A 16,145-nucleotide genomic window follows, 5' to 3' on the forward strand; every position below is an offset into this window, starting at 1 on the left:
GTTGACGTGGTGTGAAGGGTTTTGTGATTGTTTTTTGTTTAATTATGACTATTTGTGATTGTATTGGGTTGTTTGTGGTTGCTTTGGGCGACGGTAACGGGCATAAAAAAATGCGCATCAGCAACAGGGGCTGATGCGCATTCACTATGACAAAAGGTCGAATTACAGGCGGGCGGTGACGCCCAGCATTACCCGGCGGTCAGTCAGGCCCTGTGAACAGAACAGCGCGCCTTCGTTAACGCACCACTGGTTACGGTCTCCACGCAGCAGGTTGACGCCTTCCAGGCCAACCGTGAACATGTCGTTGATGTCGTAGCTAACACTCATATTGAGCTGGGCACGATCATCGACGATGCGGTTAAGGTCAAAACTGATTTTGTCGTCTGTCTTGAATGAAGAGCGCCAGGTGTAGCGTGCGCGCACACTCAAATCGTATTTGTCGTAGAACAGTGTGATGTTGTAGGAATCCTGTGACAGATCCAGCAGCTCTATACGTTCCATAACTACGTCGTCGTCCAGGGTCGGCGTAGACATGTCAGTATCCGTGCGGCCCAGGATCTTGTTCAGGGCGTTACCATCACCGCTACCGTCGTTGTAGGAATCGATTTTCGAGCCCGCTTCCTGATAGGTATAGTTGGCGATAATACCAAAACCGGATGCCCAGCCTAATGAGTCTTCCCAGGCCGACAGATCCTGTTGGAAGGCTATTTCTACCCCGGTCTGGGTTTCTTCGTTTTCAACGTTGAAAATACTCTCCAGCGGAACGCAGATACCGGCACCTTCGGTTACCGAAGACCATACGTTGCGGTCGGTAATTGTGGGGTTGAAAATCCCGCCTTCTTCACAGGGGGCGGTGATATCACGCTCAATCTGTCCACTTTCACCAATGGGCTCAGCCGGGTTGTCACGTACAGTGGCAAAAATGTCTTCCCGGATTTTATGGAACAAACCAATGCTGAAGAAACTGGCCTCTGACAGATAATATTCGGCCGAGATGTCGAACGATAATACCTGTTCCGGTTTCAACTGAGGGTTACCTCTGACGACGGCGGCTCCGGCACCACCGGGATAGTTAATTGACACTGACATGTCGTTGAAGTCAGGTCGGCGGATGTCCTTAGCGATGCCGCCACGAATCAGCAGGTCGTCGGTGACTTCGGCGGAAATGTTAAATCGAGGCAGCACAAAGTCGTAGTCTGAGGTATCAACAATGCGTTCAAGAACAACGTTATCCTGGGCGTTGTTACCGATGGAGGTGACTTCGGTGTCGATGTAGCGAACACCCACGTTTCCGTTGATGGGAATATCACCAATATCGAAGGAGAAATCACCTTGCAGGTACATGGCTAGGGTTTCTTCGGAAATATCCGAGAATGAGCTGACATTAACGGAAGGTTCATCCATTGCGTCAAGCCCAGCGGTAACCAGGGCACTGTTCAGCGCATCAATTACCGCTGCAGGGTTGCTGAATGCCAGGTCGTTGTTGACCATCAGGTAATCCCGTACGTACAGGGTACGGTTGTCCGCGGCGTTGAAGTTGTCCGGCCCTGCAGTGATGATATCGGAAAACAGGCTGGCCCGGGGGCGGTTGGCATGGTTGGCAGTACTGGTGTAGTTGTAACTCGCATCCACATCGTTGAACTCGGTTGAGCTCTCGTTCCAGCGCAAGCCGGCTTTCACTTCAACAAAGAAGGGGTTCAAATCAGCCACATCGTAGGCGGCATCAAACCGAAACGCGGTTTCGTCATTTTTACGGTTATTCAGTCCACGCGCTACCTGACGAAGCGCATAATTTTGTGGGTTCAGCATGTCGGCAGTCGAAGGTGACTCGGGCAAACCTTCGGCAATGGCAAACTGCAGGGTGCCACCGGATGCGTCAAACACCATTGGAACCGCGTTATCCAGTGATCCCAGTTCTTCGGGTTGCATGGCGTTGGGGTTAATGAAGTCCAGTGTGGTATTCATGCTGGGGAATACGGAATCGGAATCGGCGTAAGAAACTTCTGCCGACAGCATCAGGTTGTCCAACGCCCATTCGCTGCCCAGCGCAAACACGCGGCTGTCAGTGACCCGGGAGCCGGTGATACCGCTTACGCGCAGGTTTGGATCAGAACCTTCGGTGGCGCGGATGATGCCGCTGAGTACCGCCTGCACTTCACCCAGTACCAGCGGGCCGTTGGGGCCGTCTATAGTGCCCAGGTTGATGGTTTCAAATTCTTCATTAATGGTATTGTCTACCACCGAGTTGGCCCCGGTACCGGAGAACAAAGCCCGCGAGGTTTTTTGTGCCCGTTGTTGATCGTTGATGGTGGCATCAAAATACACTTTTACGTCATTGGTGGGGGCGTATTCAAAAGAGGCCGTGTAGTTTTTGGTTTCGTACTCGTAACGGGTGATGACCTGATCAAAGAACTGGGTACGGAAAAACGGGAAGTCTTCGGCACTGGCGCGGCCGGAATCCGGTAGTACTTCGCGGTCACGGTCGTAACGGGGGTCAAAGGAAGCCACATCCTGCTCTGCGTAACTGGCAGTGAAAACCACTCCAATGTCACCGGCGTCAGTGGACCATTTGTCGCCAAACGTGCCTGAAATGCGAGGGTAGGTACTGTCGGCCAAATCACTGTTTTCTGCCTGTACCCGGAATGTGGCTACACGTTCATCGAGGCTTAAGCCCCGCAGGGTACGCAGGTTGATGGTACCACCTACAGAACCTTCAACGGTTTCGGCAGTAGGAACTTTAATAACTTCCAGAGAGGAAATCAGCGCAGCAGGCAGGTCGTCAAAGCTGATGCCGGTGCGGCCGTCACCTGAGCCTACAGTTGCGACACCGTTAATTTCCACCCGGTTGGCGTTGGTTCCGCGAATCTGTACGCCAGTACCGACACCGGCAGTCCGGTCAATCTGCACCCCGGTGATGTTTTCCAGCACTTCCGCCAGGTTCTGGTCGGGCAGTTTACCGATGTCTTCGGCCTGAATAACTTCTTTGATACTGGAGGCATAGCGTTTTTCTGCAAGGGCGCTGGCCAGTGCGCTGCGGATACCGGTTACGTTAATGACTTCAACCGTATTGTCAGCGCTCTCTGAGCTGTCGCTTTCCTGTGCCATGGCAGCAGTGGAAAGACCGCTCAAGGAAGCCGCTACTGCAATGGCTAAACTGGAGCGTCTTTGAAATAGATTTTTCATTGTGTTGTTCCCCGTCTACGTGTTCTCAGATAAAAACTTATACACAAAATAAACCATTATCAAACAAAATTTAAACAATTGTGAGTGAAGTTGATACAATTTGCGCCTTAATGATTTTGCTCGGCGTTGTTTTGAACAAAATCTGTTGGGTAGAGGACAGGCAGCTATATTTACCAAGCACACGCTGACGGCCCTGAATGCCCAACGTCAATTCACGCTCAGATACGCTCCTTTGAAGTTCTGAGTGTTAAAGCCAATAACTGCCCGCGCTTTACTTTCGGGCTGATAAACTATCCGGGCAACACCATTAGCCATCTCTATGTTGCTGGTACCCAATGGTGTGCCCTGGTTGTCAATCAATTGCCCTACGCCGTTGAGCACAGAGAAATAGCCTCGTTCTGAGAAATCGGTTACCCGACTGCCCGCGCTGTCCAGTGCTTCAGCAGTTATTAAATAAGTACCGTCGGATTGTTGGGTTGCTGCCAGTCTGATGCTATCGAGCTTGCCGCTTTCTCCAACCGTATAGTGAACGGTCATAGTGTCAGTGACCTGGCTGCCGTCGGCATGAATGCCATTTACCGCTAGCTCGTTGTCACCGTCTTTGAATGGTACCTGCCATACCAGGCCGTGGGCCGGAAAGTGCCCGTATTGCCTTTGCTTTTCCCCGAGTGACTGGCCATTTAAAAACAGCTCCGCCTTTTCGGTATTACAGTAAACTTTTACCGGTCGCCCCTCCGTTGGCCCGAAACGATGGGTCCAGGTATGGGATTCGATGTAGCAAAACGGTTCATCAGACCAATAGCTGGCAAATACGTAGTAGGCATCCTTGGGACTACCTGCGCGATCGACCAAGCCCTTTTGATTGACATAAGGTATGGGATTTTCGGGCCGCAAGGGGGTGCCAAAATCCTTGAAGGCCCACTGTGCATTACCGGCAAAATTGTCCAGTGACTCGGATACACTCAGATGCCAGTCAAACAGGTTAACGATGTAGTTTTCATTCCAGTCAGAATCTTTGGCGACGCTGGTTACCGCAGACTGATTTACGGCTTCGGTAACCGAAACCTGCGCACCCTGCATGCCGTCGACGGAAACTGGCGTCTCGGTATGCCGGCCTACGTGGCTGGAACCACCATATTCCATATGCAGAAAGGCAGGGTACTTTTGCATGGCGTCTTTCAATGCAGCTTCGTATTGGCCATAGGCACCTCCGTACCAGCCAGCCCAGATCGAGGGCGAAAAGGCATCGACAATTTCGGCACCCGGGTAGTATTTGCGCATTGTGGTCAGGCGTGATGGGTCGAGCTCTTTAACTAAAGCGTTGAGTTTCTTAACGTAAGGCACAATGACCTCATCGCTGCCGCCGCCGGGGAAGTCTTCCACCCAGTACATTTCATTGCCTAATGACCAGAAGGCGATACTGGGGTGATTGAAATTCTGTTCTATCTGACGGGTCAGCAAGCGTTCGGTGTTTTGTTCCCATACTTCTCCGCCTTTACCCCCCCTGCACCAGGGCAGTTCATCCCAGATCACCAGGCCGAGTTCGTCGGCAGCTTTATACACCTCCGGATCCTGGGGGTAATGGCCGAGGCGAACAAAATTTGCACCCATTTCCTTGATCATGCGCATGTCTTTCCAATGTTGCTGATTGGAAAGTGCAGCCCCCACACCAGCGTGTTCTTCATGTCTGTGGGTGCCGCGGATCAGAGTACGTTTTCCATTAATAAAGAAGCCCTGATTGGGACGCATCTCAAACCAGCGGTATCCAAATCGGGTGTCGAGCTGATGAATAACGGTGCGGCTGTCATCAACCAGTGCAACTTTTACCGTGTAAAGGTTGGGGGTGTCCGGTGACCACAACTGGGGTTGTGGTAATTCTGCCAATGACACACTGAAGGAATTGAGCCCGCCTTTCAGAGTGAGGGGCAGCTGCTGCTCCAGTTGCGTTGTTCCATCGGGATTTTGGAGACTAACTACAGCCTGTGTGGCGACGGTTGAACCCGTTTTGAGTACCTGGTAATGCACTTCCGTTGTGGCAGTTTCTTGTGTGACTGCAGGCGTCGCAACCCTGACTTGCTGAATGTAAGCCGAAGGCAAAGCCTTCAGCCACACATCCCTCGTGATACCGCCGAAAATAAAAAAATCGGCTTTCTGTGAGGGGATCAGATCCGGATTGTAGCCGTTTGTTACCCGAACCATTATGTCTGCAGTGCTGTTGGCCGTTACAAAGGGGGTAATGTCCACTTCAAACCCCAGATAGCCACCCACATGGCCTCCGGCCTTGTGGCCATTAACGAAGACCTCGGTCTCCATGTTGGCCCCTTCAAAATACAGGACATGATTTTCAGCCTGCCCGATAGGAAGCTGTTTGCGATACCAGCTGGCCCCTCGCCGGTAACCGGGGATTGGGTCAACAGTATCGGTCGCATTCCAGGTATGGGGGAGGCTGACTGCCTGCCAATCAGAATGCGTAAGGGCCTGTTCGACGCTTGATTCATTGCTTTCAAGATATTGCCAGTCAGCATTGATGTTAGTGACGCCATAATCGGTGGCAAAACACAGAAGAGGTATCAGACTTAAGCCCACTGCCTGAAAAAGGTTACGCCACAATTGATGTGTCAATATCATAAACCAAACCCTGTTGAGTATTTGCTCGTAGCCATGTAGCCCATTTCAGACCTGTCGTCTGAGCCGCTTGCCAATGTATGAAACGGCTTTCCAAGACTGAAAGGTACCCATTTTTTATTAATGTCATATGGCTAAGTGGTAATGCCAATATTTCCAGTCTAGCGAGCTGTACACCACTTGTCCATAGTGAAAGTTACGAAATATTAACAAATGATAAACTTTGTGAGTGAATTTGATTCATATTGTGGGCTGTTTGGTATGCCGGTTTGTATCGGTATAATCTCTTTATATATCAATGACTTTTAATTTTTGTCAGGTATGGTTGTTTTGGGTTAGGTTATGTTTTTGTAATTTTGTATGGTTATATTGGCTATTTTGTTTTCGATTTTAAGCAAACTGGAATAGAATTCGTTTGGTAATACCAATTCAGGTGCAATTAATCGAAACAGAAGTTTTGTCAGGGTGCGTAAATGGAGCTGGAAGCAATTAAAACACAGCGGCTGTATGTCAAAGTTGCTGAACAAATATCTAATCTGGTCAAAAGCGGCGAATTGTCATCAGGCCAGCGATTGCCTTCTGAACGGGATCTGGCAGAGAAGCTTGGAGTCAGCCGGCCCACCATCCGGGAAGCCATGATTGCGCTCGAGTTGGCCGGTATTATTGAAATCAGAACCGGCTCGGGCATCTATGTACTTGATCAGTCACCGGAACTGACGCTGGAAGATGAAGGTGTTGGCCCCTTTGAGATACTGGATACCCGATATATTCTGGAATCAGAGGCCTGTGCATTGGCCGCCGCCAGGATCACCGACAAGCAACTGGCTGAGTTAAAAGATATTATCCTGGAGATGGAGGAAGAGGAAAAACGTCCTGATGCCTCTGAAAAGGCGGATATGAAGTTTCATTTACTGATAGCGGAAGCCAGCCAGAATTCTGCCATTAGCGTGATCATTAAGTGGTTGTGGGAGTTGAGAAACCGCTCTTCACTGAGCCAGCTGTTTATGTCCCGGTTGCGCAAAGAAGGTATTCATCCGTCGATCAACGAGCACAGGAAAATTCTTCGGGCACTGGAACGGCGCGATCCTGAACGCGCGCGAAGCGCTATGAAAGCGCACATTGAAAATGCGACTGAAGCTGCCTCGGCGTATTTTGATTCTGGCAGGTAACTGTACCGCAACGTTAAATTGTTAATTTTTTGAGGTTGAACTACCGCGAGTCGGACCTGAAATACCAGGTTTTGGCTCTGTACCTACCATTATGCTGTTGTATTTTTAGCCATGATTGTGCTTAAATTGATAAGGTGGCCTTACCAATTGGTTGGGGCGTTGAAATTTTTAGGACAACAGTATGAAAGAAACCTGGCGCTGGTTTGGCCCAAACGACTCCATTACTCTGGAAATGATAGCCCAGGCGGGAGCCACGGGTATTGTTACTGCACTGCATGAGGTACCTACCGGACAAGTCTGGCCTTACGACACTCTGGTAGAACGTAAGCAGATGATCGAGCAGGCAGGCCTGACATGGTCAGTCATTGAGAGCGTTCCGGTTCATAATGACATTAAAACCCGAACCGGTAATTTTCAGACCTACATTGAAAACTACAAGCAAAGCGTGATGAATGCCGGCAAAGCCGGTATTGAGTACATTTGCTACAACTTTATGCCGGTGGTCGACTGGACACGCACCAATCTGAATTATCGCCTGCCTAACAACAGTTTTGCCCTGCGTTTCGAGATGAGTGATTTTATTACTTACGACGTTTTCGTACTTGAGCGCAAAAACGCCCGCGATGATTATACCGATGAACAACTTCAGAAGGCTGAACAGCGATTTAATGCACTCACTCAGGACGAACTGAAGTTGCTGGAGGAAAACATCATTGCCGGTTTACCCGGCGGTGAGGGTTCCTATGACCGTGAATCCATTAAAGTAGCCATTGGTGAGTTCATTGAACTGGGCACCGAGGGCCTGAGAAACAATCTGTTCGCCTTTTTACGTGAAATCATTCCGGTCGCAGAAGAGTACGGCGTTAAGATGTGTATTCATCCGGACGATCCGCCGTTCTCGCTGTTTGGTCTGCCCAGAATTGTCTCTACCCAGGACGATGCCCGTAAGGTAGTGACCGCCGTTCCAAGCCAATCCAATGGCCTTACCCTGTGTGCGGGCTCCTATGGCGCCCGAGGCGACAACAATCTGGTCAGCATGGCAGAAGAGTTTGCGGAAAAGATTTATTTTGTCCACCTTCGTAACGTGATCCGGGAAGCAGACGGTTCTTTTTATGAATCTGAGCATCTGTCCGGAGATAACGACATGGTAGGGTTAATTGGGGCTTTGCTGGATGCCGAAGAGAAAACCGGCTTGCAAATACCCATGCGACCGGATCACGGCCATCTGATGGCAGACGAGATTAATGCAGAGGGCGTTAAACCGGGTTATTCCTATATGGGGCGGTTAAAAGGGCTCGCTGAGTTACGTGGTGTGATCCATACGTTCACGGAATTCAAAAAACTGGGTTTGCGTTGATACCTTTTCTGAGGCAGGCAGAGTCTTTATGAAATAGGACTTGCCGTCGACGTTCTGAATTATCGGCAGTGCAGAATTGTCGATTTGCTGTGTTGAAAACCAGTACCTATTTGGGTACTGGTTTTTTGCGTTTAAGCCACAGTAGATAGTGTGGCGGCCCCGATTAGTCAGGGGCCGAACAGTAGTCCAGTTGATTGTTGGCCGGTTGTGACTGACACCGTTTATACAGTTCAGATGCTGCGAGCAGGACCGCACCGGTGCCGTACAGCTGGGTACTGTCTTCCACTACAGATTCAGGGCCAAAGCCTATTTGCTGAACCCAGGTCAGGCTGCCATCGTCGCGCACTGAGTTTTTCATGGCTTGCCAGGCTTTATCTATGATTGGGTTGTAGGTGGCGGCATCCAGTAAGCCATTGTCAACCCCCCAAACCAGACCGTAGAGGAAGAATGCCGTTCCACTGAGTTCTTTTGAGGTTTGCTCTGGTGCCATCAGGGATGCTGCCCAGAATCCGTCTTCACGCTGGGTTTTCACCAGACCTTTTGCCATACGTTTAAACAGGGCTTCGTATTTGTCCTTGTGATTGTTGGGTAGTCCGTCCAGCCCTTCCAGAATATCGACCATTGCCGCGAAAACCCAGCCGTTGCCCCGGCCCCAGTGTACGTCTTCGCCAAAGTCTCCCTTTTTGCCAATAAACCGGGAGTCACGGAAATAGAAGCCGGTTTTTTCGTTGAAGAGGTAGTCGGTAGCGGCCCAGAATTCGTGATTAAAGAACTCAAAAATTTCATCATTACCAGTGATGTGCGCAATGTCTATCCACACTGCGGAAGCCATGAAAAGCGCGTCCGACCAGCACCAGCGCAGTTGGCACAGGCGCAGTTCCTGTTCTCCCAGAGCGTCGCTGTTGAAAGCCAGATCAACATTGGGTTTGGCCTCGGCGATGTGGGTAAGCAGGTTCTTTGATGCCAGTATGGCTTGTTCGCCAGCTCTTCCGCTCAGGTATAAATCAGTGTAGACCTGGCCTACCGCGTAATCGTCAGCATGATACGCCCGCGGGCCGAGTAAAAAGTGATTGGTATCGTCCGCCCAATGCAGGATATCGCGATAAAGCGCACCATTCTGGGTGGTGTCAGCCCAGCGGTTAAGGCCTACGTAAAATGCAGCGTGTACCCAGCCCCAGGTGTTGTAGGTTTGTTTGTGAAAACTGGGAATGTAATCAAAGTTATCTAAATGTTGCAGTTGCCAGTCAGCAACCTGGTTGGCAATCTTTTCAACCTGGTACTGAGGCTGCGCGTCCTGCTGGCACTGGGCCTTACCAGCGACACCTGCAACCATCAAAGCCAGCGCCAACCGACCTAATTTTGATTTTAATCTGCTCACGATTATGCCTCTTGTGTTTTTACAATTTTTGCTAAAATGTTACATGTATGATGTCATACAACAACTGGGGCAACAACAGACTTTTGTGCAAAAAGGGACCTTTCCCTGAGTTTGGTTTGTCAGTATATTTTGTGCCGTATTTCTGGCGGAAATCTTCAGCACGGGTTGTGCTCCGTTGTAAGTTTTTTTGGGCTGGCGGTCATAAATTGCCAGACGGACTTTTTAAACATTGAATAAGAATCTGGATGGAAAAAACACAAGGCAATATCAGTCTCGGCAGGGTTAGTTCATCTTCTCTGACATCGGAACTGACCGCAAAATTGCGCTCATATATACAATCCCAGCAGGTTAAAGTGGGCGACAAACTGCCAACGGAAAAGGCCATCGCAGAGGAAGCGGGGGTAAGCAGAACTGTCGTGCGGGAAGCGCTGGCAAGGTTGAGTGCTGAGGGGCTGATTGACGTCCGGCGGGGGGTTGGCGTTTATGTGCTCAGCAAGTCACCTTCCCGCGCGTTCCACATTTCTTCCACCGAACTGAACATTGCTGAGAACGCCTGTCAGTTACTGGAAATCCGCATGGCCGTTGAAACCGAAATGGCGGGTTTGGCTGCCGAACGCCGTACCGAATCAATGGCAACGAAGTTGCAAGAATTGCAGGATGAGTTTGGTGCCCGGCTAACTCTGGGGGAATCCTTGATTGACGAAGATTTTCAGTTGCATTTGTGCATAGCCGAAGCGTCGCAGAACAGCTATTTTGAACGATTTTTGCAATTCATCGGAAAACAGATGATCCCGGATCGAACCGTTGCCATGGCGGCTGCGGCAGAGCATATGACTATCATTGATTACCTGCATTTGATTCATGAGGAGCATCAGGATATCGTAGATGCAATTATCTCGCAGGATAAACCTGCGGCCCAGGCTGCGGCCCGAAAACACATAGGTAACAGTTTGCAGCGCTACCGTAAGGTTCTGAAAAATAAAGCGTAATTCGCAATAAAGGCAAGCTATTGTTTTAGGCAGGCATGCAAGCGCTCATACTGCGGGCAACCAGGGTTGAGGTATATGCCGACTGGCGTATGTAATAGCGGTTCTGCTGCCAGTTGAAGGTTTAACCCGGGATTGGTTTTTTCTGCCAGTGCTGCACTGACCTTGTCCGCCATGACAAAATCTACCCTGCCAAGCTGCAACAGGCTGAACCCCTGGTTGAGGCTTTCTATATAGACCAGCTTAAGGCCCCGCATAATAAGTTGCTGATGGATTTCACCCTTGCTGGAGGGTCGCAGAACAGCAACGCTTTTTCCTGTGGTTAACTGACGGTCGTTGAGACTGAAGTGCCCTTGTTTACGAATTCGGGCAAGGCCGATTATCACTTCGCCGTCAGACAAACGGTAAAAGTTGGTTGAAACATCCCCTGCCAAAGGGGGATAGAAGCTTGCACACCAGTTATTGTCCTGGATCCAGGTGTGTGCCCTTGCAGGCGGCACTATCAATGGTTCCACCTGGGTTGAACAGTTCTGAAGTTTTTCCCGCAGCAGACGGAACGCAATGCCGTTGTTTTCCATATCGATGCTGGTGAAAGGCGGGTACTCCACCGCCAATACCGGAACGGAATGGTTTTGTGCCAAACTGCTGAAGGCTGGCAGCAGCAGGCCTGTAGCTGTAACTAAGAATCTGGATAAAAACGACTTTTTCATATTGTGCGGGCATTTGCCCCTTAATTTCGACCGGGATTAAATACAACGTCCGATTAAGCCTGGCTCCTTGACATGGTGCCCGCCTGACACAACGGGCCGCAATGATACTATGCGATTGCACAAAAACTGATCGGAACAGAGCGATGCTGTCGCTGCGAGTTTTTCAGCCTGAGGTATGGCTGACTGAACGCAGTCTCATTGCACTGAACGGTGACACCGCATAAAGTAGTGCAGACAATTGACACTCGACGATTTATACAGGCAATAAAAATGATAAAAGCAACTTCTTTGGTGCTGGCTTTGGGGCTTGTATCCCATTCAGCATTAGCGGCACTTTCATCGACGGAACAGCAAATCGTATCCTACCTGGACAGCACAAACTCCCAGGCTGAGGCTCTGCTGGAGCGAAGCGTTAACATTAATAGTGGAACCATGAATTTTGCCGGTGTGGAAGCGGTGGCTAATCTGCTGATCCCTGAATTTGAAGCGCTGGGGTTCACGGCCCGCTTTGAGTCAGGGGAAAAATTTGGTCGGGCTGGCCACCTCATTGCAGAGCTGGAAGGCGGAAAAGGGCCAAAAATGTTGTTAATCGGCCACCTGGATACGGTATTTGAACCGGACAGCCCATTTCAGACTTTTACGCGCCTGGCAGACAATAAGGCAATGGGGCCGGGAATAGCTGATATGAAAGGTGGCAACATCATTATGTTGCAGGCACTTCGGGCGCTGAATCACAGCGGTGATCTGGCCGACATGAATATCAGAGTGGTTATTACCGGTGATGAAGAACTGAGTGGTGACCCATTGTCACTGTCGAAGCAGGCACTGGTTGATGCCGCCAAATGGGCCGATATCGCTCTGGGGTTTGAAAACGGTGACGGCAATCCGGCAACCGCCAATATTTCCCGACGTGGCTCGGTGGACTGGACACTGAAAGTGACTGGTGTACCCTCCCACTCCTCGCAGATTTTTCAGCCCGCAATAGGAGCCGGTGCTATCTATGAAGCTGCAAGAATACTGAACGCATTTTACGAAGGATTGCGAAGTGAAGAGTTACTGACCTTTAACCCTGGCAGAATCATTGGTGGTACTACCATAACCCATGATCGGGCCAGTAACAGTGGTACCTCCTTCGGAAAGAACAATGTCGTGGCGGAGTCGGCCATTGTGACTGGCGACATTCGTGCAATTTCGTTGCAGCAACTGAACCGGGTTCAACAGAAAATGACTGAAATAGTGAGTCAGAACCTGCCACAGACGTCTGCGGTTATCGAGTTTGGCGACGGATATCCACCTTTGGCACCCACCGAAGGGAACAAACAACTGTTGGCTATCTACAGTGCAGTGAGTGAAGATTTGGGCCAGGGCAGTGTTGCCGCGGTTAACCCGCTCAATGCCGGAGCGGCTGATGTATCTTTCACGTCAGAATATGTGTCCATGGCCATAGACGGGCTGGGTATGAGCGGTACCGCCGGGCATACGGTGAATGAAACCGGCGACCTGGATGCCTTACCGGCACAATCGAAACGTGCCGCCTTGTTGATGCTCAGATTAAAGCAGCTTTAATCTTTGAATGGAAAGCCGCCAGACTCTGGCGGCTTCCATCAATTCAGCGGCAGAATTAGCGCGCACTGACAAATTCGTCGTAGGTACCCTGGAAATAGGTTAACTTGCGATCTTTGATTTCTATCACTGAAGTGGCGAGACTTGAGACAAACTCGCGGTCGTGACTGACGAAAATCAACGTGCCGTCGAAGTCTTTCAAAGCCTTGTTCAGTGCTTCAATGGCTTCCATGTCCATATGGTTGGTGGGTTCGTCCATGATGATCACATTGATTTCCTGCATCATCAGCTTGCCGAACATCAAACGGTTCTTTTCGCCCCCGGAACACACTTTAACGTCCTTGACGATGTCATCGGCACTGAACAGCAATCTGCCCAGAATCGCTCGTACCGCAAGGTCATCATGTTTGGGAGTGCGCCATTGAGACATCCAGTCAAACAGGTTCATCGACTTGGCAAAATCCCGGCTCACATCCTGGGCCAGATAACCAATCGCGGCATTTTCCGACCATTTGATGGTGCCGCCGTTGGCGGTAATTTCGTTGACCAGACAACGCAGAAAGGTGGTTTTACCGGCACCGTTTTCACCAATCACTGCAAGCTTGGAACCGGCTTCCAGCAGAATGTCGCCACCTTTGAACAGGGTTTCGCCGTCAAAACCGTGTTCCAAATCGTGTAATTCCAATGCCTGGCGGTGGAGTTTTTTATGTTGCTTGTAAGTAATGTAAGGCGACTGACGGCTGGAAGCGATGACTTCCTGCAATTCAATTTTCTCCATCCGGCGGGCGCGAGAGGTGGCCTGTTTGGCTTTAGATGCGTTGGCAGAGAAGCGGTTTACAAAACTCTGCAGTTCTTTGATTTCGGCTTCTTTCTTGGCGTTTTCATTCAACAGCTGCTCCTGTGCCAGACTGGAGGCGGCCAGGTAGGCTTCGTAGTTGCCCGGGTAGATGCGCAGTTCGCCGTAATCTATATCGGCCATGTGGGTACATACCGCGTTCAGAAAGTGGCGATCGTGTGAAATTATCACCATGGTACACTTGCGCAGATTAAGCACATCTTCCAGCCACTTGATGGTGTAAATGTCGAGGTTGTTGGTTGGCTCGTCCAGCAGCAGAATGTCCGGGTTGGAGAACAGCGCCTGTGCGATCAGTACCCGCAATTTCAAACCTGGTGCCACTTCCGACATTTTGCCGTAGTAATAGGATTCGTCGATGCCTGTTTCGACCAGCAGTTCAATAGCGCGGGTTTCGGCGGTGTAACCGTCCATTTCAGCAAACTCGGATTCCAGATCCGCAACCCGCATGCCGTCTTCTTCTGACATGTGATCCTGGGCGTAAATCTGGTCCCGCTCCTGTTTGACTGCCCAGAAATGCGGGTTACCCATCATGACTGCGTCCACAACCGAAAATTCTTCGAAGGCAAACTGGTTTTGGTTCAGGGTTCCAATGCGTTCACCGGGAGTGACTGAAACATTGCCTGAAGTGGGAGCCAGTTCACCGCTTAAAATCTTCATAAAGGTGGATTTGCCGCAGCCATTGGCGCCGATAAGGCCGTATTTATTGCCGTTACCGAATTTGGCAGAAATGTTTTCAAACAGCGGCTTGGCACCAAACTGCATGGTGATATTGGCGGTGGTGATCAAAAGAGTACTTCCTATGGAACGCAGGCCAGAATGCGCAATGACGAGCGGGTATCTGGGATTGAGGTAAAAAAACGCGCGTACTTTACCCTAATAGGGCTGAACAATAAACCGCCAATCACCAATCAACTCATTTTTATTGCTAACAAAGAAATGGGAAACATGCAGTCGAAATTACTTCTGCATTGGTCAGGGTTTTGCTCCGCAGGCATTTTTTGCTCAGGTTGCCAGTTTGCTTCTTTGGCCGGCTATCCGGTGCAGTGACCACAGCAAAACGGCGAGACCTACCACATCCGAAGCCAGTGCATACCATGCACCGACAAGAAAACTGTATAAGGCCCAAAGCACGACTCCCGAAAACAGAATGATTTTATTGATCACAATACTTTGTTGCAGCGCTGACAAGGTCACCAGAAAAGTCGCCACTGCCGGAATAAACGGCAGGTTTGCGGTGAGGAGAGCGGGCATGTCGCCGCGTTGCACGGACTCAGTGCCATACCAGTAAAAGGCGATGGAAAAGGCAACAAGCGGCATGACACAGGATAATTTTTGACGAGCCTTTTGGGAGGTAAAAATGGCGGCAATGTACACCGCCACATTCACGAAGGAAATCAGGCCTCCGGTAAAACCTTGGTTGAGAATCAATGTCATACCAAAAAAACTGACCGCCAGTACGTTGACCTGCAAAAAGCGAATGCGATCTGTTTGGTAGTAGGCGATCATGGTCAGCAGCACTGCCAGGAGGCCAATCAGATTGGTCAAGATCATCATGCGGCATGTTTGCCAAAGTCAATGGCCCGCTGTACGTCCTGCTTGCCCTTGCTCAGGTACAAAGACAATACCAATAACATGTACACGCCAATCAGACCCCAAACAAAAAACGGGCTCTTTTCGGCCCATTGAGGGGCGTATGCGGATTGCATTGCAAGCAGCACATAGCAGGCGGTGTAACCAAGGTGCAGCCGTTTGCTGCTCTGATCGCCTGAAGCCACCATGTACCAAGCATAGACCACAAGGTGCCAGCACATCATGATCACAAACAGTAAATGCATTTGGTTGAGCGATATTTTCAGAGCAATAAATTCACCCGGTTTCCAGCTGTTGAACTGGTCGGGGGCAGAAGAAAGGGTTCCAATCAGCAGAATTGCATAGGGCAACGCAGCCAGGGTGACCTGGATCAGGTCGAGTATGTACATGGTGATCAGACGCAATGAACACAAGTTGGATAGGTTATCGTCGGTGTCGTTGTGTGAGAAGTACGCGGAATAGGCAAGAAAGTAATAGGAAGTAAACAGGATCACCACCAGAAACAGTACGATCCGTTGAATAAAGCCGTGGGTGTCCAGATTGAGTTCACGGTGGTAAAGGTAAAACTGAATGTACTCGATGGAAACGACCAGAATACCCAGTGCCACAATAGCCAGAATCAGGTCCTCAATCCGGCCTGCTACGTTTTTATATAAATTATTCAAAGTATTACCCCTGATATTTTTGTTGTTATTGGCGTTGCCAGTGTAACAACTCGGCCACATAAG

At 50.1% G+C, this 16,145-nt stretch carries 11 protein-coding genes; 4 read left to right on the forward strand and 7 right to left on the reverse strand.

The window, feature by feature from the left end:
• Positions 1 to 162: 162 nt before the first annotated feature.
• Both DXV75_RS01410 and DXV75_RS01415 read right to left on the reverse strand, forming a co-directional pair.
• On the reverse strand, positions 163 to 3,183 hold the full coding sequence (locus DXV75_RS01410) for a TonB-dependent receptor (protein WP_115591438.1): 3,021 nt from the start codon (positions 3,181 to 3,183) through the stop codon (positions 163 to 165).
• 207 nt (positions 3,184 to 3,390) lie between these two features.
• Positions 3,391 to 5,811: a glycoside hydrolase family 2 protein gene (locus DXV75_RS01415; protein ID WP_115591439.1), complete on the reverse strand. Its 2,421-nt coding sequence runs from the start codon at positions 5,809 to 5,811 to the stop codon at positions 3,391 to 3,393.
• Positions 5,812 to 6,281: 470 nt separating this feature from the next.
• Between DXV75_RS01415 and DXV75_RS01420 the strand changes: the two genes are divergently transcribed.
• Complete coding sequence (locus DXV75_RS01420; protein WP_115591440.1) at positions 6,282 to 6,977, forward strand: FadR/GntR family transcriptional regulator; 696 nt, start codon at positions 6,282 to 6,284, stop codon at positions 6,975 to 6,977.
• Positions 6,978 to 7,158: 181 nt separating this feature from the next.
• Positions 7,159 to 8,334, forward strand: a complete 1,176-nt coding sequence (gene uxuA / locus DXV75_RS01425; protein ID WP_115591441.1) for a mannonate dehydratase — start codon at positions 7,159 to 7,161, stop codon at positions 8,332 to 8,334.
• A gap of 163 nt (positions 8,335 to 8,497) precedes the next feature.
• Here the strand turns inward: uxuA and DXV75_RS01430 are convergent, their stop codons facing one another.
• Positions 8,498 to 9,712 (reverse strand): glycoside hydrolase family 88/105 protein, encoded by a 1,215-nt coding sequence (locus DXV75_RS01430; RefSeq protein ID WP_115591442.1) that lies wholly within the window; start codon positions 9,710 to 9,712, stop codon positions 8,498 to 8,500.
• Between the two features lie 245 nt (positions 9,713 to 9,957).
• On the opposite strand from DXV75_RS01430, the gene DXV75_RS01435 reads away from it, so the two are divergent.
• On the forward strand, positions 9,958 to 10,701 hold the full coding sequence (locus tag DXV75_RS01435) for a FadR/GntR family transcriptional regulator (RefSeq protein WP_115591443.1): 744 nt from the start codon (positions 9,958 to 9,960) through the stop codon (positions 10,699 to 10,701).
• 17 nt (positions 10,702 to 10,718) lie between these two features.
• On the opposite strand, the gene DXV75_RS01440 is transcribed toward DXV75_RS01435, so the two are convergent.
• On the reverse strand, positions 10,719 to 11,408 hold the full coding sequence (locus DXV75_RS01440; RefSeq protein ID WP_115591444.1) for a type 2 periplasmic-binding domain-containing protein: 690 nt from the start codon (positions 11,406 to 11,408) through the stop codon (positions 10,719 to 10,721).
• Positions 11,409 to 11,678: 270 nt separating this feature from the next.
• On the opposite strand from DXV75_RS01440, the gene DXV75_RS01445 reads away from it, so the two are divergent.
• On the forward strand, positions 11,679 to 12,974 hold the full coding sequence (locus DXV75_RS01445) for a M20/M25/M40 family metallo-hydrolase (RefSeq protein WP_115591445.1): 1,296 nt from the start codon (positions 11,679 to 11,681) through the stop codon (positions 12,972 to 12,974).
• A gap of 55 nt (positions 12,975 to 13,029) precedes the next feature.
• On the opposite strand, the gene DXV75_RS01450 is transcribed toward DXV75_RS01445, so the two are convergent.
• From DXV75_RS01450 to DXV75_RS01465, 3 genes are all read right to left on the reverse strand, one after another.
• Entirely contained in the window at positions 13,030 to 14,613 is a 1,584-nt protein-coding gene (locus DXV75_RS01450) for an ABC-F family ATPase (RefSeq protein ID WP_115591446.1), read from the reverse strand.
• Positions 14,614 to 14,829: 216 nt separating this feature from the next.
• Entirely contained in the window at positions 14,830 to 15,381 is a 552-nt protein-coding gene (locus tag DXV75_RS01460) for a YgjV family protein (RefSeq protein WP_115591448.1), read from the reverse strand.
• Positions 15,378 to 16,082 (reverse strand): hypothetical protein, encoded by a 705-nt coding sequence (locus tag DXV75_RS01465; RefSeq protein WP_147291781.1) that lies wholly within the window; start codon positions 16,080 to 16,082, stop codon positions 15,378 to 15,380. Before DXV75_RS01465 ends, DXV75_RS01460 begins: the two co-directional genes overlap by 4 nt.
• Positions 16,083 to 16,145 lie beyond the last annotated feature (63 nt).

Origin of the sequence: Alteromonas aestuariivivens (assembly GCF_003367475.1) — a bacterium.
GTDB lineage: Bacteria > Pseudomonadota > Gammaproteobacteria > Enterobacterales > Alteromonadaceae > Alteromonas > Alteromonas aestuariivivens.